We start from the raw sequence: 17416 nt of genomic DNA, 5'->3' as shown, positions 1-17416 counted from the left end.
AGCTACCCTATCATAAACGCGGGAAGCGTGTCAATTTCCGGCGCTACCCCCGCCGAGACGTAAACCCCCGGTACATGACGAGTCCTGCTGCCACACTAGCGTTGAGGCTTTGAACGTGCCCGGTCATCGGAATGGTCAGCATTTCATCACACGTTTTTTTAAGAAGGGGGGTAATTCCCCGCCCTTCATTTCCAATTACCACAACGGTTGGCCCCTTCGCTTGCCATTGCCGAAAATCAGTTCCTTCCATATCGGTGCCAAACAACCAACACCCGCGTTCCTTCAGCATCTTCGCCGTCTGCACCATGTTGGTAACGCGGGCAACCGGAACGTGTTCGATGGCCCCGGTGGACGTTTTGGCGACCGTGGCTGTGAGTTGAACGGCCCGGCGTTTAGGGATAATAATCCCATGAACCCCGGTTGCATCAGCCGTCCGCAAAATTGAACCGAGGTTGTGTGGATCAACAATCCCATCCAGCATCAACAGGTACGGCGCCTCACCCCGCGCTTCTGCCCGGGCGAACAGGTCATCGACCGTTGCGTATTCGTACGCCGCAATTGCCAACACAACGCCCTGATGGTTTTGCCCCGCCACCAGACAATCAAGCTTCTGCTTCGGCACGGAACTAACAATGATGTGTTGCTGCTTGGCCAGTTGCATCATCGTACGCACCGCATCCGCCTTTAAGTCCGCCTGAACAAACAACTTATTAGCTTCCTGGCGGGCCTTAAGTGCCGTCATAACGGGGTGCCTGCCCATAATAAAGTCCGCTGTCATTACTTTCCCTCCCGTTCAACCGTTTGGATACACCAGTTAGCCAGCTCAGTCAACCGCTCCTGTTGCCCACTTAAAAAGAGGTACCCAAACAACGCTTCAAATCCGGTTGAGATCCGGTAAGTGACCACGTTCGTGTTCTTTGCGGAAGTATGACTCTTAGCATTCCGTCCCCGCCGGTAAAATTCCCGTTCGGTCGTTGTCATCACATTTTCTGCTTCCATCTTATCGATTAAAAACGCCTGTGCCTTGGCCGAAACGTAGTGGGTCGCCCGGTGGTGGAGCTTTGTCGGTTTGCTAATTCCGCTAGCTAGTAGGTGCCGCCGAATATACACTTCATAGATGGCATCCCCGATGTAGGCCAGAGCAATCCCGTTTAACTGTTGATAGTCAACGTCACTCATGCGCGTTTCCACCTCGTTCCCTGGGGAGTATCTTCAAGAATAATCCCCTGTTCCTTCAATTCAGCGCGAATTTGGTCACTCGTCGCAAAATCACGCTGCTTTCTAGCCGCTTCCCGTTTGGCAATCAACGCTTCAATTTGGGCGTCGTCATCCGTCCGCGTCGTTTCAGCTGGGAAAGTAATTCCAAAAATTGCCATTACCGTGGTGAAGTGATCCAATAACAACGTAAGCGTCTCACGGAAAACGTTATTCCGAGCACTGTACGTGTTAAGCACCTTAGCCATTTCGTACGCGACTGCAATTCCGTTTTGCGCGTTGAAATCGTCATCCATCGCTTCCTTAAATTGCGTTTCCAGGGTAACAAACTGTTCCTCAACGCCCGCGTCGTGGCCTGGGTGGGCAGTTGCTAACCGGAAACGAGCGTTTGCCACCGCCGTTCGCAGCTTTGTCAGGTTAGCTTCTGCTTCATGCAGGCTAACTTCACTATACTGAATTGGATGGCGGTATTGAACAGTAGCAATCAAAAACCGGAGTACCTGCGGGTCGACCTGCTTAAGCAGTTCGTGGACCGTCACAAAGTTGCCGGCCGACTTACTCATCTTCTCGTTTTCCGTACCCACCGTTACAAAACCGTTGTGCATCCAATAACGGGCAAACGGCTTACCGGTAACCGCTTCGCTTTGCGCAATTTCATTTTCGTGGTGCGGAAACTCAAGGTCCTGGCCACCACCATGAATGTCCACCGTGGCCCCTAAGTACTTGGTAGCCATCACCGAACATTCGATGTGCCAACCCGGGCGTCCATTACCCCACGGTGCATCCCAGCTGATCTCGCCGGGCGTTCCCGCTTTCCAAAGAGCAAAGTCGAGTGGATCCTCCTTCTTGTCCTGGTCGCGCGCATCCGTTCGGGCACTTGCGCCCTGCTCAAGGTCGTCGATCGTTTGCCCGGAAAGTTCCCCGTAGTGGGCGAACTTACGGGTGCGGTAATAAACGTCCCCCGCGCTGACATAAGCGTATCCCTTATCAATGAGCTGGTGGATAAAGTCAATGATTGCGGGAATATTTTCGCGAACCCGCGGGTTTCCCGTTGCCCGCTTAACGTTGAGGGCAGCCGTGTCCTCATAAAACGCACTGATGTACTTATCCGTCAATTCATTAACAGTCATTCCCGTTTCCCGACTGGCCTTAATAATCTTATCGTCAACATCGGTAAAATTGGAAACAAACCTAACGGTATACCCGCGGTATTCCAGGTAGCGGCGAATCGTATCAAACGCCACAACACTCCGGGCGTTTCCAATATGAATATAGTTATATACTGTTGGACCACAAACGTACATCAAGACCTCATTTGGATCCCGCGGTGTAAATTGTTCTTTTCGATTTGTGAGCGTGTTATAAATCTGAATCACTGGAATTCCCCCTAACAAAAAGCAGGTATGGCAAAACAAAGAAAACGAGCGTGATGAAAGCAAGAAAGCGAACGAATCACGTAGCAGCGATTTGGCGGCTTTCGAACTCCCATTCAGCTCGTTTAATTGGGAATCCGGTTATTAAGTTAACCAGAACCTTTGTTATCCCCTCTCCGTGGTCCCGCGCCCCGCCTAGTTAATTTCGGCAAGCGTTTGGTCGATGTACTTCAAGACATTGTCCCGCCCAAACAACTCGATGGTCGGCCCAATCTCCGGACCATGCATGGAGCGGGTGGCCGCAATCCGAATTGGCATGTAGAGCTTCCGCCCCCGCACACCCGTCTCATGCTGAACGTCCCAAATAGCATTTTGAATCTCCGTTGCATCAAACAACGGCATTGTCTCAACACGCTTCTTAAACGCTTCAATTACTAAAGTGGCGTTTTCATCAGCCAGTTCCGCTTGGTCAGCAGCACTTAATTTAGCAGGAATGTTGAAGAAGATATCCGCCATTTCAACAATTTGTCCCATGTAAGACATCTGCCGCTTATACAGGTTAATGAGCTTCCGGGCCCACTCAATCGTCGCAACGTCCGGATCCTCCTTAATTAAGCCGGCTTTAATCAGCTGCTTGAGGGCCAGATCAACCACTGTATCCTCGTTTCCTAACTTGACGTAACGGTTATTGACCCACTCAAGCTTTTTAACGTCAAAGGCCGCTGGCGACTTGCTCAGCCGTTTGTAATCAAACATCTTGATAAACTGCTTGCGCGTAAAGATTTCTGATTCACCCTTGGGTGACCAGCCAAGCAGCGTGATGAAGTTAAACATCGCATCCGGCATGTATCCCAGAGACCGGTACTGTTCGATAAACTGGAGCACCGTCTCGTCCCGCTTACTGAGCTTCTTGCCTGTTTCAGCGTTAATGATTAAGGACATGTGACCAAACTGGGGCGGCTGCCACCCGAAAGCCTCATAAACCACTAGCTGCTTGGGGGTATTGGCAACGTGGTCGTCACCCCGCAGTACGTGGGTAATCTCCATCATGTGGTCATCAACAACAACAGCAAAGTTGTATGTCGGCATCCCATCCCGTTTCTGAATGACAAAGTCGCCCCCGATAGTCTCAGACTTAAAGCTAACGTGACCCTTAACCATGTCATCCCACTCGTAAACTTTATTAGCCGGAACATGAATCCGAATAACCGGTTTCAGTCCCTTGGCCGCACACGCTTCCTGCTTAGCTTTAATTTCAGCGGCGCTCATCCCCGCGTATTCGTATACGTAGCGCGGAGCTTCGCCGTTGGCCTTTTGCTGCTCCCGCTGAGCCTGCAACTCCTCTTCAGTCATGTATGACTTGTAGGCAATTCCCTTGTCAAGCAGTTCTTGAATTAACGGTTGGTAAATTTCCCGCCGTTCAGACTGCCGGTACGGGCCAAAGTCACCCGGCTTATCCGGGCCTTCGTCCCAATCAATCCCCAGCCACTTCAGGTTATTAAGCTGGCTTTTTTCCCCGTCTTGAACGTTTCGCTTCGTATCAGTATCCTCAATCCGAATTACAAACGTTCCGTTATTATGCCGGGCAAATAAGTAATTGAACAGGGCTGTCCGGGCATTCCCGATGTGAAGATGTCCTGTCGGGCTCGGTGCGTACCGCACACGAATTTTTTGTGGTTGTTCCGCTTCTGCCAAAATGAGCGCCTCTTTCTTCGTAATAATCTCACAGTAGGCGGGGCACCCCCGCCTACCAGTCTTCTCAATTCTACAATGCTCCCCTACGTTCCGCAACTACTGCTGGTTAACAGCTCCACTGGCCTGTTGGTCATTATCCTGGGATGCAGGTGCCTTTTCATCCTGTTTTTGGGTCGACTGTTTTTGGATGACCCCACTGGACTGCTCATCACCGGCCGTTGACTGATCCTGAGCCGCGGATGAACTTTGCACTTCGGATGAACTTGCCGTTGAACTAGCCGCACTTACCCCACTATTTTGATCCTCCTGACTCTTTTCGGTAGAAGCATCCTTTGTCGGATTGTGCCGTAAGATATAAACGTTAACGGCGTGCACGATCATCTTCCAGAGCCGTTCAAAGAAATTCATGTGGGCGTTCTTCCAGTCATTGGCGTTAATCATGTTTCCGTTTTGGTTGTTAGCCACGTTGTGTTGGACGTTTTTAATCGTATTAACAACCGTGCTGGTCTTCGCAACCGGGGCATGCTCAAAGTTAACCAGGGCCTGGACAATCTGAGCGATCGCCGACTGCGGAGTTTCCCCGGCAATTCCCTGCTTTTGCAGCTGCTTCATTAACATACTCTGAATCTCAGCGGCGGAATCCATCTTGCCATTCTGCCGGTCCTGCGCCACCTGCTGGGCAACGGCCAAGACCGCCTGGACTAGTTTTCCGGAGTACTGGGAATCACCCTGGTTAGCCTGAACAGCGGGTTGGGTGGCCTGCAACAAGCCGTTTGCTGCCGTTGTGTTCTTACTGTTCAGCTGAATGCCGTCAACCGCGAGGGCCTTGTACACCCCAGTTAAAGCAGACGTCCCAGAAACCGACGTGTTTGCCGTTACTACAATGTTCATATCCTTTACTCCGGCACAAGCCGCTGCCATGGCGTACTGCTGGGGGGTTACCTGGGTAATGTTGTCCTTACCGTCAAAGTCCTTGATGGAGACGTTAATGCCCGTTCCCGGATCAGCCGGCTGAAGGGCCACTGAACTAATCATGGCTGAGTCCGTCGTTGCCTGCCCATTACCCACGTACTGGCCATAGTCCTGCCCCGTCGCCGTCAGGTTCGTGAAGTTAGCGGCGCTACTATTCCCTGCCAGAACCTGGGCAACCTGTTGCCGCTCACTATCAGATAAGCCCGCCCCAAAGACCATGTATGGCTTGCTGAGCTGCTTGGTTTGAACGGATTGGCCCCCATTATTAAAAGTGGGTGCACTCTGGTTTGACTGCTGTGTCGTGGTCAAAGAATTAGCGTTATCCCCCGTTACGTCATCAGCACACGCCACCGGTGTTGCGGCTAAGAGTGCTAACCCCACCATACTTGCTGTCATTAACTTGTTTAACTTCATGTTTATCCTCCTAATTCTTTTCCCGGAGCTCCCGCTTCGAGTGCGTTGGTTTGGCAAAAATCATCCGGCCGGCATCGGTCTGTAAGGCGCTTGTGACCTCCACTTCAATGGTCTTATTCATGTAATACCGCCCGTCTTCAACCACAATCATCGTTCCATCATCCAGGTACGCAACCCCCTGGTGGCGTTCGGTTCCGTTCTTAATCACCATGACAGTCAGCTTCTCCCCCGGAATCACCCGCGGCTTAAGTGCTTTCGCCAATGCGTTAATGTTAAGAACCTCAACGTTCTGGAACTCACAGACCTTATTGAGATTATAGTCGTTTGTGACGATCACTGCATCCATCATCTTTGCTAACTTAATTAACTTGCTGTCAACTTCTTGGATGTCCGGGAAATCACCCTCATACATTTTTACCGGCACGTCATTTTCCTTCCGGAGTTTGTTTAAAATATCCAGTCCGCGCCGGCCCCGAACCCGTTTGATACTATCGCCCGCATCCGCAATGTATTGCAACTCATACAATACAAAGTTAGGGACCACTAAGACCCCTTCAATAAAGCCAGTCTTTACGAGGTCATAAATTCGCCCGTCAATCAGAATGTTGGTGTCCAAAAGCTTATACTTATGGAAATGATCGTCCACCTTCCGTTCAAGGACGTCCCCCGCCGGCCGATCCCGGTGCATCAGCCGCTTAAAGAAGGCCGGATCAAGGTCACCAAACTTGTTGCGCCCAAACACGTACCCGGCATACCCAAACAACAGCATCAAAATCACCGGTAACACCGTGTTCATAAAGAATAAGTGGGAGTGAGAAAACAAGCTAGAAACCAGCGCCGCAATCAACATTCCTACAATCACCGATAGGGAGATGGCTGCAATGGCCGCTGGATTCTGCTGGGTAAGCCGCTTCTCAACCCGGGCCAGCATCCGGTCAACCAGGTTACCAAACACCACCATCATTAACCCCATCACAACCAGCCCAATCAGCATGTCTGTTAGGGGGTTGTTAATCACAGGCTGATAAATACCGCCGAGTTGCCACAGATATGGTAAAAACGTGTACCCGCCCCCCAAACCAAGGAGGGCAAATACAATCATAATGATTTTCTTGCGCACATTAATGCACCTCAATTCCTACTTATTGAAAACTATCCGGAGCGCATCGTTAATTGTTGCCACCCCAACACATTTAATTCTAGCGGGCGGCGTCCAATCCCGCAGGTTATTTTGCGGGAGAATCACCCGCTTAAACCCGAGTTTAGCCGCCTCGTTAACCCGCTCTTCAATCCGGTTAACCCGGCGGATTTCTCCGGTCAACCCGACTTCGCCGATAAAGCAATCGGTCGCCGCCGTCTCGACGTCCCGGTAACTTGACGCGATGCTAACCGCCAGGGCCAGATCAATTGCTGGCTCGTCCAGCTTCACCCCACCGGCTGCTTTCAGGTAAGCGTCCTGGTTTTGAAGCAACATCCCCGCCCGTTTTTCCAGAACGGCCATGATAAGGGCTACCCGGTTATGGTTAAGCCCCGTCGTGGTTCGCTTGGCATTTCCAAAGGCTGTTGGGGTTACCAACGCCTGAAGTTCAACCAAGATTGGGCGGGTTCCCTCTAAGGAGACGACCACGGCCGAGCCAGTGGCCCCGCGAAGCCGCTCTTCCAAGAAAATCTCGGAGGGGTTGGCCACTTCACGGAGCCCACCAGTTCGCATCTCAAAAATCCCAATCTCATTGGTCGAGCCAAACCGGTTTTTGACCGCCCGAAGAATCCGGTAACTCCGATGAAGGTCCCCTTCAAAGTACAGCACGGTATCAACCATGTGTTCCAGAATCTTCGGCCCGGCAAGCGCCCCTTCCTTAGTTACGTGGCCGACAATAAAAATCGTGATTCCGTTTTCCTTCGCAATCCGCATCAGGTCGGCGGTCACCTCCCGGATCTGGGAAACGCTGCCGACCGCCGCGGTCATATCCGGTTCCTGCATCGTTTGCACGGAATCAATCACTACAAAATCCGGGTGAAGGCTGGCAATATTTTCCTTAATTGCCCCCATGTCCGTCTCAGGGTACAGGTAAAACTGGTCGCCGCCAACTCCTAACCGGTCAGCCCGCATTTTAATCTGAACGGCACTTTCTTCCCCGGAAACGTACAGCACCTTCTGCTTCGTTTCTGCGAGCTGGCCAGATACCTGTAGCAAAAGCGTGGATTTTCCGATACCAGGATCACCCCCAATGAGGACGAGTGATCCCGGAACGATGCCCCCGCCCAGAACACGGTTCAACTCAGCAAGCTGCGTTTTAATTCGTGGGGTTTCCGTCGTTGTAACCTGTTCGATTAGTTCTGGCTTAATGGTGCGTCCTGCCATTGTACGGTGCGCCACCGCTGCCTGGTGGGATTCCGGGTGATCCACCTCTTCAACGAGGGTATTCCATTCACCACAGTTCGGACACCGTCCGAGATACCGCGGCGACACGTACCCGCACTTTTGGCAAACGTACTTCGTCTTTGCCTTGGCCACCAGACCGCCTCCCTTCTCCGCTTTGTGTTTTAGTTACTTACCACTACTTCCGAACCCACCCGTGCGCTTGGCTAACGGTGTTTGTTCGTCATCCGCCCGCAGGTACGGCATGAAAATTGCCTGGGCAATCCGTTCCCCCTGCTTAACGTGGTAGTCACGAACGCCAAAATTTAACAACTGAACAAACAACTCACCCTCATTGTTGGGGTTGTTGTAGTAGTCCGCATCCACCACCCCAATGCCGTTAGGGAGGATCAATCCCCGCTTCAACGGGCCACTTGATCGGTCGGCAATGAGGACAAACTCATCATCCTGCATATACGCCTTTACGCCGGTTGGCACCAGGTATGGTTTTAAGACCGCCCACGCATCATCCAGCGCAGCGTCCGTAACGGTGTTCTCCCGGCGCAAAGCAGCCAACACCTTCAAAAAGGGACGCCGCCAAATACTCGGAAGCGTAAAGTCCCGCGCCGCAAACAAGTCATAACCCGCTGCGTGCTGCGTTGCCCGGACCGGTAAATGGACGTCTTGTGGGTCGTACGAACTAACCCGTTCAAATCCTCGTTTCATCGTTTTCCTCCATTTTATATAAGTACATTCATCTTACCACTAAGTCCTGGTTCCGAGTAGTATTCCTTGTAGGGGAATCCCCCATAAAAAATGGTATAATAGCGCATGGAATGGAGGCGGTAAATTTGAAGTATGAATGGCGAAGCACGCGGGTGCGGTGCCTGGATGATCAAGGACGGCGCGTCGGTGAAATCGGCTGGCACATGATTGATGATGACCAAACCTATGTAATTGAGCGCACGTGGGTTGATCCCAACCACCGCGGATCAACTATCGCAGCTAAGATGACTAAGAAGCTACTCGACAAGATCGCCGCGGAACATAAGAAATTCATTCCGTTGTGCAGTTTTACGGAGCACTTCTTGGATAAGGAACCGCAGTACCGCAAGGCGGCCTACTATCCACACGACGAGGAGGAATTTTAGATGACGCAGGATGAGTTAAAGCAGATGGTGGGGCAAAAGTCCGTTGAATTCATTGAGGACGGTATGATTGTCGGCCTTGGAACCGGAAGTACCTCTACATACATGGTGGCCGCTCTTGGAAAGCGAATCGCCAACGAAGACCTCCACATCACGGGAGTAACAACATCAAAGCGAACGGCAAACCAGGCTAAACAGCTTGGAATTCCGCTAAAATCTATTAATGACGTCGACCACATTGACCTCACCATTGATGGCGCTGATGAGATTGATAAGGACTTCCAGGGGATCAAGGGCGGGGGCGCTTCCCTCCTCTTTGAAAAGATTGTGGCCACCAATTCAGACCGAAACATCTGGATTGTTGACGAGGGTAAGATGCGCCAGCAGCTGGGCAGCTTCCCACTAGCAGTTGAGGTGATCCCATACGGGAGCCAACAGCTCTTTAACAAGTTTAGCGCCCGGGGATTAAACCCAGTATTTCGACGGGATGAGACCGGTGACTTTGCCCGAACGGATTCAAATAACTGGATCATCGACCTGCACGTTAATCCAATCACCGATCCGTACGGCCTGCAAGACTACCTGATCAACCAGGTCGGGGTTGTTGAACAAGGTCTCTTCTTGGACGTCGTAAATACAATCATCGTAGGCCATCCGGCCGGACCGGAAATTATTCACGCCCGGAAATAAAAGGAGTACAATGAAAGTATTATTAGAGAAAGGATAGAATTTTCATGAGTAAATCAATTAGTACTGATGAACTAGGGCGGTTCCGGGATAACCTCCAAAACCGGAAAGACGCCGCGGTCATTGCCCGCAGCGTGGCGAAGAACGGAATTCTTGCCTCCGCAACGGACTACAAGGCTGCAACTAAGATGGAGCCGGTCTTCTCCATTGACCTGGATACCGGAAAAGTGGCCGACCAAAAACGGTCGGGCCGGTGCTGGATGTTTGCCTGCCTCAACACGATGCGGCACGCTATCCGGGAAGAATACAAGGTGGCCGATAACTTTGAACTTTCCCAGAATTACACGTTCTTCTGGGACAAGCTGGAGAAAGCCAACTACTTCTACGAAAACGTGCTGAAAACAGCGGACCTGTCGACCAGCGACCGGAAAGTAGCCTGGCTGATGACTACGCCCCAGCAGGACGGCGGCCAGTGGGACATGATCATGGCCATCATCGAAAAGTACGGGGTTGTGCCGCAGAGCGTAATGCCGGAAACGGTTAATTCATCCAACTCAACGGAAATCAACGACATGTTAAACCTGAAGCTGCGCAAGGACGCCGTTGAACTGCGGGAAATGGTTGCCGCCAACGCTACGGATGACGACATTGCGACCCGCAAGGAAAAGATGCTGACGGAAGTTTACCGGATGCTGGCCTACAGTTTCGGTGAGCCACCAACAACCTTTGACTTCGAGTACCGCGACAAGGACAACAACTTCCACCGCGACACCAACCTGACGCCAAAGAAGTTCTTCGACAAGTACGTTGGTTGGAACCTGAGCGACTACGTTTCCATTATTAACGGGCCAACCAAGGACAAGCCGTATAACCACATGTACACGGTCGAAATGCTCGGGAACGTAGTCGGTGGCCGGGAAGTGCGGCACTTGAACGTGGACATGCACGAGTTCCGGAAGATCGCCATCAAGCAGCTCGAAGCTGGCGAAAGTGTTTGGTTTGGTTGCGACGTCGGCAAGGAATCCGACCGCAAGAAGGGAATCATGGATACCAACCTCTACCACCAGGACGAACTCTTTGACGTGGACTTCTCCATGTCCAAAGCAGACCGGTTGGACTACTGTCAGAGCCTTATGACCCACGCCATGGTACTCACCGGTGTGGACCTGGTCGACGGCGAGCCAACCAAGTGGAAGGTTGAAAATTCCTGGGGTGACAAGGTCGGCACAAAGGGCTTCTTTGTCATGAGCAACGACTGGATGGAAGAATACTGCTACCAGGTGGTTGTTAACAAGAAGTACTTGCCAGACGAACTCAAGCAGGTTCTCAACGAAGAACCAACGATGCTGAAGCCATGGGATCCAATGGGATCACTGGCATAACAGCATAGTTAAATAGGATATTAAACAACGCAGCGGACGAGATGGTTCGCTGCGTTGTTTTCTTATTTTAACCGGGATGCCTCAGTATGAAGCTTTTCGGTGAGAGCGTCCGCCTAGTTGCCTAAACTAACAGCACTGATCTGCTCGCCAACACTTTCAACCCTTCCACCCAAGTGACTTGCCTGCTGCTTCATTTTCCCGCAAAGTGCGTTAACCCGGGCTTCAACCTTTGCTCGTCCGGTCATTGCGACCGCCGTTGCTTTGTGCGGATTCCTTGTATTCGTTACAACGTAGGCCTGCTCTCCTGCATGGCTAGTATTGGGTGAACCGTCTTTGTTAAACCCAATCCGCTATTGGACGTAGCCCAACTTATCACTGCCAACCTTATACGTCTCGCCAACATGATATTTTCTATATTCTCCCATGGCGAAGTGTACTCGTTCCTTATCAGTTAATCTCTTCCAATTTTTCATTAATAACTCCCCATTAAAATTCCTAAGGGCTTCGTTATTCCGCCACCATCAATAACATATTTCGAGCCTTCTTTATCTAGAGTCGCATTAAATTCTAATTTTTTGTCGCCATTAACATAACCGTAAATATCAATCCCTCCCATTGGATTATGGTCTAACTTATCGTATTCAATAGTAATTATTTTTACTTGCTTCTTTTTATCGTCCTTTAATAGCCATTTATCAACCACATCCTCATGTGCCTTAACAATCCGCACCATATTTTCGTGAGTCACCGGTGGATTATCTTCTAAATTCGCTTGTTCATTTATTCGTTCCATATGTTTAACCCCCAAATCACCGACTATTAACGCGCTACACACGATAATTAATGCGATGAAAATCCATTTGTATTTCTTTTTCATAGGATAGCCCTTCCAACCAACGATAGTTATGCTCATTGTACTCTTAAGAAATAGATTTACCAATATAATATTTGCTGTTAATACATATTAGTTATTATTGATAAGGAACAATACACTAGCTTCATACGAATAATGCCTACTATTCACCAACAGCTCTTAGAACGTGTCAACATCCCCCTTGCCGTTTACATGGGGAACACGATAAAAGAACGCACTTGCATTCTAATGTGATAAAGTACTGTTAGTAATTTTAAGGAGGCGCTAAAATGACAACTTCTACCAAATCCACGACCATCCGCTTTGATAAAAGCGTTTTGAATCTAATCCATAAACAAGCCGCTTTAGACGGTGAATCACCCACCGAATACATGCGGGATGCAGTTTTAGAAAAACTTGCAGATAGTTTGGATTATCAGGACGCTGTTCGTAATATGCAGGCCTCCCACGGAGAAACCGTTTCACGGGATGACGTGAAAAAACAATTAGGACTGCAATAATGAAATTTACATGGGAATTTGACCGAAAAGCCTTTAAAGACTTCCAGAAGGAACTGGATAAACCTGTTCAACGGCGAATTATTGCGTGGCTTGATTCACACATTGAAGGAAGCGATAATCCCCGCCCCTGGGGAAAAGCGTTAGAAGGCAAACTCGGAACACTGTGGTGTTATCGGGTCGGAAGCTACCGGGTCATTGCGGATATTCGAGATAACATCTTTACCGTCGTCGTAGTCAAAGCAGGGAAACGGAGTGATGTTTACAAACGCTAATTTGTTAATTATGAGTAATCCTTATCGTTTGAACAGGTAAAACCCAAGAAATCAACCATGGAACATCAGCAAAGTTCCTGTGCAGTAATTGCTGACAATAACAAAATAAAGTACACGGGGGTGAATAACATGGTAGTGGCATTGACCCAAAGCGATTTTAAAGCGCACATAAAAAAACATTTAGACCGAGTTAACGATGAGGACAAAACCATATATATTGCACGAGCAAATAGCCGCGGCGTTGCGGTAATCTCCCAGGAAAAAATGTACTGGGTGGAAAAGGCCCTTCAAGCAAAGGAGGATTAGTTGGACTATGCAGTAGCGCGGAACCAGCTAATTCAGCGTCATGTTTTACCTGATGATCCAATTATTGCGGCCGATGACGCCTACTGGGAGCAATTTAAATAAAGCGATTAAAGTTCAGGCCCCGAGCAATTTTTAACGTCGGCTTAAAACGGCTTGGTCGGTTAAAACCCACCATTGTTAATGAAGTTAAGGCTGCAGTGAATGAAATCCTTGAAACCTGAACTCTACCAGCCAAAATGGAGACCACCCCATTTCCACCTAGTTTGCCGGAATCACCGTTGCTCCCAAACAATCCTTAAAATGTGCCAGCGCCCACTCCTGACCATGCGGCGTAAAGGTTGCTACGCCTGCTTCCGGAACAGTCAACCGGTAATTCAGGTTGTACGCATAAATTGCAGTGTGAAGCACACAAATATCCGTACAAACACCCGTCAACCATAATTCCGTGATACTGCGTTCCCGCAGGTAATTGTCGAGGTTTGTGTTTTGAAAGGCCGAATACCGGTTCTTCGCAAACTGCCACACCCGACTACTTTCTTGATGCGTTGTGTACCATGATGCCAATTTTCCGTACAACTCATGTCCCCAACTTCCCGCCAGGTTATGCTCGGGAAACAACTGATGTTCAGGGTGAAACTGATCGTTTGGTTGGTGCGTATCTGTTGGAAGCAAAACGTAGTCACCTGCTTCTAAGAACTGATCCGCCAGTTGAATAATTGTTGGCTCAATTTTCTGCGCAGGTTCCCCACACGTCAGCGCCCCGTTGGCCGCTACAAAATCGTTTGTATAATCAATAATTAACAGTGCCTTTGTCATGAGTTAGTTACTCCTTTCCTAATGACATGGAAAACGCCATTAAGTTAGCGTCCTCTTTAGAATTCATCATTTAACGTCGCCTAAATTTAACACCTAATACCAGTTAAATTCAATGGTTACCGGATAAAGTTCGCAATTCACCCGAACGATTCCCAATTAAAAGGGTATTTATCACATTATTATGCGGATTATTGTTGATAATTTTTTTGTTAACAGCTAGAATGTTCGTTGTAAATTTATAATTTATGGAGGACTATTCATGCACTGGTTAACTGATTTAATGGCCGCAATCGGGGTCGTCCTTAACGGAATTCCCCAGGGAATTATGGCGATGGGATTAGGATTTGCTGTTTTCCCAACCACGTTTTCGTTTGTTTTAGTGGCCGGGATCAACTTTTTCTGCAAGTCCGTTGCTCCCGTTTCGTTTCAGGCAGAGTCCCTTGCCCTAACAAGTGATGTTGGCCGCAATCCCCGCGAATTTACATCAATTATTTTTGGTGGATCCGTCATCATGCTAATTATTGGGCTCACAGGAACACTAACCAAAATTGTTCATTTCCTTGGCACACACATCGTAACCGGTATGATGGCTGGGGTAGGACTTATGCTCGTTAAAATTGCACTTGAAATGGCCAAGCCAACAGAAGACGACGCTAGAAGCTTTACCCCCTGGATCTCGATTATTGTCGCCATCATTACATACCTTATTTCCAAAGATTTAGTTTGGACGATTTGTTTATCCGTAATTCTTTCCAGTCTCTACGCCATTTTTATTGAACACTATCATGCTGACCTCCCTGCTAGTGTTACCCGGCGTAAATTTATGTTCACCAAACCCATTTTCAACCAACGAACAATTCGGGGCGCCCTAAGCCTTGCTTGCCTTAACATTGGCGCTAACCTATCGTACGGCCTTATTACTGGCCAGATGACGGGCATTAAGCCTAACCCCGTTAACCTCAACCTGTTAACCAGCTCGCAGGCTTTCGCCGACATGGGGACTAGCCTTCTTGGTGGTGCTCCCGTTGAAACAATCATTTCAGCAACGGCTAATGCTCCCGAACCAGTGATTGCTGGTTGCCTAATGATGTTAATCATGGCCGTCATCCTGCTTATCGGTCTTCTTCCTAAAATTGGCCGGTACGTTCCCAGTTCTTCAATCGCTGGCTTCCTCCTGGTTTTAGGACTCTTCGTCACTTTCCCAAGTAACGCCATCACAGCCTTACACGGGGGAAACTGCCTCGTCGCCGCGACTGCAATCATCGTTACTGGTTTAGTGGATCCGTTTGCTGGTTTAGTTTCAAGCGCGGCACTTCAGGCTATTCTTGGAATCTTATAATAAGGAGACTATCTTATGGAATACAAACTAAACGTTGCTGGTTTAACCCGCGACCTTCCCATTATTAAAATTAACGCGACCACTGCGATTGCTTCTTTTGTTTTACTCGGTGATGATGAATTATCAGCTGCGGCTGCTAAGGCCATTCTTCCCCAGCTGCCCCAGCAGTTTGATTTTATCGTCACGGTTGAAAGTAAGGGGATTCCGTTTGCGCACGACCTTGCCCTCTATTCTAAGCACACCCCGTCCATTGTTATCCGCAAATCCGTTAAAGCGTACATGGATTCACCCGTCGTAACAAGCGTTAATTCAATTACGACGCAGCATCCCCAACAGCTTGTCCTGGACGGCACCATTGCTAACCAACTACGGGGAAAACGAGTAGTTATCGCTGACGACGTCATTAGCACCGGAAATTCATTACGGGCGGTAGAAGAACTGATGACCCGAGTAGGCGCTCAAGTTGTCGGCCGGGTCGCTATTTTAGCAGAAGGAGCGGCTGCTCAACGTACAGACATTCACTTTTTATCCCCGCTCCCACTGTTTAATTTAGACGGGACGGAAAAACAATAACCACTATTTCAATTACAAAAAGAGGCCTAAGTGTAATCACACCTAGGCCTCTTTTTGTAATTAAATTATTTCTATCATTAAGGTCACGTTATCCTACTTAGTCACTTTAACTGAATTGCTGTCCGCTTTCTGGACGGCGACCCCTTCGTGAATTAAGAACACACAGGCAGCCCCAACAATCAAGGCAATTCCCCCGATCATCAACATTGCTGGCTGGTAGTGCCGCACTAACGGGAAAATAGCAAAGCTCAATACCGAAGCCAAGATTTGCGGTACGCAGATTCCAACGTTAAATAATCCTAGGTACGCCCCTTCATTTTCACCGTTTAAAGATGACGTTAAAAGCGTAAACGGAACGGTACTTAACGTAAAGCTCCATATTCCCGACAAAACCGCCGCTCCAATGTCAAGCCACTTGTTAGTGACCACCGCTTCAGCAATCAAAGCAATTGCCCCTAAGATCGTTCCAAACGCATACCACTGTTTCCGGTGACTTGGCTTGGTCTTTGCATAAAAAATGCCGTAAATTACACCAGCAATACTGGACACCGCCGTCATTACTCCGTACCAGTTCCCTGCAGCCTGGTAAGAAGCCGTCACGGGGTTTGCCGTATGCCATACCCGCCGGGCAATTGTTCCCGTCGTGTAAGTCCAAGTATACATCGTCGCAAACCACGAAAATAATTGAACCAAATTAATCGTCCAAAAGGCCTTCGGGGCTGTCTTTACCAGATGCCACAGACTAACACTGTTTTGCTTCTTCTGAATATCAATTCCGTGGTACTTGGCGTACGTAGCTGGATCATACTCATGTACGCTAAAGACCGTCGCAAAGCACGTTACCAGTAAAAGTGCCGCCGATACCAGATACGCCCAAATAACCGAATTAGGAACAACCCCCTTTTTAGCCGTGTTCGACATTCCAAACATCGTAAAGACAAATGGCAGCAACGTTGCTAAAATTCCCCCAGCATTTGAAAATACCTGTTGCCATGACCACGCAAAGTTCTTCTGCTTATTGTTAACCATATCACCGACAATCATCCGGAATGGTTGCATGCAAACATTTGAAAATAAATCCATAAAGCAAATCGCAAACATTGCGTAAATCATTGCCAGTAATGAACCATAACCAAAGCCAAATGATCCCGAAAACGGCAACATGATTAGTACCAGTGCAGCCAATGGTGCTCCAAACAGTAAGTATGGCATCCGCCGTCCAAACCGGTTCCACGTCCGGTCAGAATACTTCCCCAGTAACGGCTGCACAATCATCCCCATTAGGGGTGGAAAAATGAAGAAAAAGCCTAAGTTATTGGGGTTTGCCCCGATCGTTTGGCAAATCCGACTCATTTGAGAGCTTTGCAGGGAAAACGCCATATTAATTCCCATAAAGCCAAACGTCATCGCTAAAATTGTTCGCTTCGGTAAATCTGGCATGTTTGTATCAACATTGACCGTTTTTGTGTCCTTATTGCTCATTATCCTCAA

At 49.0% G+C, this 17416-nt stretch carries 20 protein-coding genes and 1 pseudogene; 8 read left to right on the top strand and 13 right to left on the bottom strand.

Translation table 11 applies throughout. The features are described from left to right. Window positions 1-43: 43 nt before the first annotated feature. The 8 genes from rlmB to ACI3E1_RS03840 all read right to left on the bottom strand — a co-directional run bounded on the left by rlmB (window position 44) and on the right by ACI3E1_RS03840 (window position 8754). The gene (gene rlmB / locus ACI3E1_RS03875; RefSeq protein WP_405024344.1) at window positions 44-778 is read right to left on the bottom strand and encodes a 23S rRNA (guanosine(2251)-2'-O)-methyltransferase RlmB; all 735 of its coding nucleotides are present in this window, start codon (window positions 776-778) and stop codon (window positions 44-46) included. After that, window positions 778-1179, bottom strand: a complete 402-nt coding sequence (locus ACI3E1_RS03870) for a Mini-ribonuclease 3 (protein ID WP_405024343.1) — start codon at window positions 1177-1179, stop codon at window positions 778-780. The genes rlmB and ACI3E1_RS03870 overlap by 1 nt, the downstream gene beginning before the upstream one ends. Continuing rightward, entirely contained in the window at window positions 1176-2591 is a 1416-nt protein-coding gene (cysS, locus tag ACI3E1_RS03865; protein WP_405024342.1) for a cysteine--tRNA ligase, read from the bottom strand. The genes ACI3E1_RS03870 and cysS overlap by 4 nt, the downstream gene beginning before the upstream one ends. Before the next feature lie 192 nt (window positions 2592-2783). Beyond that, on the bottom strand, window positions 2784-4283 hold the full coding sequence (gltX, locus tag ACI3E1_RS03860; protein ID WP_405024341.1) for a glutamate--tRNA ligase: 1500 nt from the start codon (window positions 4281-4283) through the stop codon (window positions 2784-2786). A 96-nt stretch (window positions 4284-4379) separates the two neighbouring features. Further along, window positions 4380-5669 carry a DUF1002 domain-containing protein gene (locus ACI3E1_RS03855; protein ID WP_405024340.1) on the bottom strand — a complete coding sequence of 430 codons (1290 nt, stop codon included), beginning with the start codon at window positions 5667-5669 and terminating at the stop codon, window positions 4380-4382. A gap of 10 nt (window positions 5670-5679) precedes the next feature. Then, window positions 5680-6789 (bottom strand): PIN/TRAM domain-containing protein, encoded by a 1110-nt coding sequence (locus ACI3E1_RS03850; protein WP_405024339.1) that lies wholly within the window; start codon window positions 6787-6789, stop codon window positions 5680-5682. Between the two features lie 18 nt (window positions 6790-6807). Next, entirely contained in the window at window positions 6808-8184 is a 1377-nt protein-coding gene (radA, locus tag ACI3E1_RS03845; RefSeq protein ID WP_405024338.1) for a DNA repair protein RadA, read from the bottom strand. A 33-nt stretch (window positions 8185-8217) separates the two neighbouring features. Then, a complete protein-coding gene (locus tag ACI3E1_RS03840; RefSeq protein WP_405024337.1) occupies window positions 8218-8754 on the bottom strand; it encodes a dUTP diphosphatase in 537 nt (178 codons plus the stop codon). 125 nt (window positions 8755-8879) lie between these two features. Here ACI3E1_RS03840 and ACI3E1_RS03835 point away from each other — a divergent pair, with 125 nt between their 5' ends. From ACI3E1_RS03835 to ACI3E1_RS03825, 3 genes are read left to right on the top strand one after another with little or no spacing between them, the layout of a single operon-like run. Next, complete coding sequence (locus ACI3E1_RS03835; RefSeq protein WP_405024336.1) at window positions 8880-9179, top strand: GNAT family N-acetyltransferase; 300 nt, start codon at window positions 8880-8882, stop codon at window positions 9177-9179. Continuing rightward, complete coding sequence (gene rpiA, locus ACI3E1_RS03830; protein WP_405024335.1) at window positions 9180-9866, top strand: ribose-5-phosphate isomerase RpiA; 687 nt, start codon at window positions 9180-9182, stop codon at window positions 9864-9866. A gap of 44 nt (window positions 9867-9910) precedes the next feature. After that, window positions 9911-11245 (top strand): aminopeptidase C, encoded by a 1335-nt coding sequence (locus tag ACI3E1_RS03825; RefSeq protein WP_405024334.1) that lies wholly within the window; start codon window positions 9911-9913, stop codon window positions 11243-11245. 113 nt (window positions 11246-11358) lie between these two features. Here the strand turns inward: ACI3E1_RS03825 and ACI3E1_RS03820 are convergent, their stop codons facing one another. The 3 genes from ACI3E1_RS03820 to ACI3E1_RS03810 all read right to left on the bottom strand — a co-directional run bounded on the left by ACI3E1_RS03820 (window position 11359) and on the right by ACI3E1_RS03810 (window position 12122). Further along, window positions 11359-11490: a hypothetical protein gene (locus ACI3E1_RS03820; RefSeq protein ID WP_405024333.1), complete on the bottom strand. Its 132-nt coding sequence runs from the start codon at window positions 11488-11490 to the stop codon at window positions 11359-11361. A 105-nt stretch (window positions 11491-11595) separates the two neighbouring features. Next, on the bottom strand, window positions 11596-11718 hold the full coding sequence (locus tag ACI3E1_RS03815; RefSeq protein ID WP_405024332.1) for a hypothetical protein: 123 nt from the start codon (window positions 11716-11718) through the stop codon (window positions 11596-11598). Further along, a complete protein-coding gene (locus ACI3E1_RS03810) occupies window positions 11718-12122 on the bottom strand; it encodes a DUF1310 family protein (RefSeq protein ID WP_405024331.1) in 405 nt (134 codons plus the stop codon). The genes ACI3E1_RS03815 and ACI3E1_RS03810 overlap by 1 nt, the downstream gene beginning before the upstream one ends. A 266-nt stretch (window positions 12123-12388) precedes the next feature. On the opposite strand from ACI3E1_RS03810, the gene ACI3E1_RS03805 reads away from it, so the two are divergent. The 3 genes and pseudogenes from ACI3E1_RS03805 to ACI3E1_RS03795 all read left to right on the top strand — a co-directional run bounded on the left by ACI3E1_RS03805 (window position 12389) and on the right by ACI3E1_RS03795 (window position 13299). Beyond that, entirely contained in the window at window positions 12389-12619 is a 231-nt protein-coding gene (locus ACI3E1_RS03805; protein ID WP_405024330.1) for a DUF6290 family protein, read from the top strand. Then, entirely contained in the window at window positions 12619-12891 is a 273-nt protein-coding gene (locus ACI3E1_RS03800) for a type II toxin-antitoxin system RelE/ParE family toxin (protein ID WP_405024329.1), read from the top strand. The genes ACI3E1_RS03805 and ACI3E1_RS03800 overlap by 1 nt, the downstream gene beginning before the upstream one ends. A 129-nt stretch (window positions 12892-13020) precedes the next feature. After that, window positions 13021-13299, top strand: a pseudogene (locus ACI3E1_RS03795) (type II toxin-antitoxin system Phd/YefM family antitoxin). A gap of 156 nt (window positions 13300-13455) precedes the next feature. Here the strand turns inward: ACI3E1_RS03795 and ACI3E1_RS03790 are convergent. Next, a complete protein-coding gene (locus tag ACI3E1_RS03790) occupies window positions 13456-14013 on the bottom strand; it encodes a cysteine hydrolase family protein (protein WP_405024328.1) in 558 nt (185 codons plus the stop codon). Between the two features lie 259 nt (window positions 14014-14272). Here ACI3E1_RS03790 and ACI3E1_RS03785 point away from each other — a divergent pair, with 259 nt between their 5' ends. Continuing rightward, window positions 14273-15352, top strand: coding sequence for an NCS2 family permease (locus tag ACI3E1_RS03785; RefSeq protein ID WP_405024327.1), 1080 nt, complete (start codon window positions 14273-14275; stop codon window positions 15350-15352). 15 nt (window positions 15353-15367) lie between these two features. Then, window positions 15368-15925: a phosphoribosyltransferase family protein gene (locus ACI3E1_RS03780; protein WP_405024326.1), complete on the top strand. Its 558-nt coding sequence runs from the start codon at window positions 15368-15370 to the stop codon at window positions 15923-15925. Window positions 15926-16018: 93 nt separating this feature from the next. Here ACI3E1_RS03780 and ACI3E1_RS03775 read toward each other — a convergent pair whose 3' ends face one another. Next, complete coding sequence (locus tag ACI3E1_RS03775) at window positions 16019-17407, bottom strand: SLC45 family MFS transporter (protein ID WP_405024325.1); 1389 nt, start codon at window positions 17405-17407, stop codon at window positions 16019-16021. Window positions 17408-17416 lie beyond the last annotated feature (9 nt).

The sequence above is a fragment of the Ligilactobacillus sp. LYQ139 genome (assembly GCF_045033025.1).
Lineage (GTDB): Bacteria > Bacillota > Bacilli > Lactobacillales > Lactobacillaceae > Ligilactobacillus.
The sequence above is the reverse complement of the archived record's forward strand: the minus strand, read 5'-3'. Positions and strand labels throughout refer to the sequence as shown.

What these genes read in the sequence shown, in the direction of transcription:
- rlmB (WP_405024344.1), bottom strand. Translation starts at nt 778, where the DNA reads ATGACAGCGGACTTTATTATGGGCAGGCACCCCGTTATGACGGCACTT.
- ACI3E1_RS03870 (WP_405024343.1), bottom strand. Translation starts at nt 1,179, where the DNA reads ATGAGTGACGTTGACTATCAACAGTTAAACGGGATTGCTCTGGCCTAC.
- ACI3E1_RS03855 (WP_405024340.1), bottom strand. Translation starts at nt 5,669, where the DNA reads ATGAAGTTAAACAAGTTAATGACAGCAAGTATGGTGGGGTTAGCACTC.
- ACI3E1_RS03840 (WP_405024337.1), bottom strand. Translation starts at nt 8,754, where the DNA reads ATGAAACGAGGATTTGAACGGGTTAGTTCGTACGACCCACAAGACGTC.
- rpiA (WP_405024335.1), top strand. Translation starts at nt 9,180, where the DNA reads ATGACGCAGGATGAGTTAAAGCAGATGGTGGGGCAAAAGTCCGTTGAA.
- ACI3E1_RS03825 (WP_405024334.1), top strand. Translation starts at nt 9,911, where the DNA reads ATGAGTAAATCAATTAGTACTGATGAACTAGGGCGGTTCCGGGATAAC.
- ACI3E1_RS03820 (WP_405024333.1), bottom strand. Translation starts at nt 11,490, where the DNA reads ATGACCGGACGAGCAAAGGTTGAAGCCCGGGTTAACGCACTTTGCGGG.
- ACI3E1_RS03815 (WP_405024332.1), bottom strand. Translation starts at nt 11,718, where the DNA reads ATGAAAAATTGGAAGAGATTAACTGATAAGGAACGAGTACACTTCGCC.
- ACI3E1_RS03810 (WP_405024331.1), bottom strand. Translation starts at nt 12,122, where the DNA reads ATGAAAAAGAAATACAAATGGATTTTCATCGCATTAATTATCGTGTGT.
- ACI3E1_RS03805 (WP_405024330.1), top strand. Translation starts at nt 12,389, where the DNA reads ATGACAACTTCTACCAAATCCACGACCATCCGCTTTGATAAAAGCGTT.
- ACI3E1_RS03800 (WP_405024329.1), top strand. Translation starts at nt 12,619, where the DNA reads ATGAAATTTACATGGGAATTTGACCGAAAAGCCTTTAAAGACTTCCAG.
- ACI3E1_RS03790 (WP_405024328.1), bottom strand. Translation starts at nt 14,013, where the DNA reads ATGACAAAGGCACTGTTAATTATTGATTATACAAACGATTTTGTAGCG.
- ACI3E1_RS03785 (WP_405024327.1), top strand. Translation starts at nt 14,273, where the DNA reads ATGCACTGGTTAACTGATTTAATGGCCGCAATCGGGGTCGTCCTTAAC.
- ACI3E1_RS03780 (WP_405024326.1), top strand. Translation starts at nt 15,368, where the DNA reads ATGGAATACAAACTAAACGTTGCTGGTTTAACCCGCGACCTTCCCATT.
- ACI3E1_RS03775 (WP_405024325.1), bottom strand. Translation starts at nt 17,407, where the DNA reads ATGAGCAATAAGGACACAAAAACGGTCAATGTTGATACAAACATGCCA.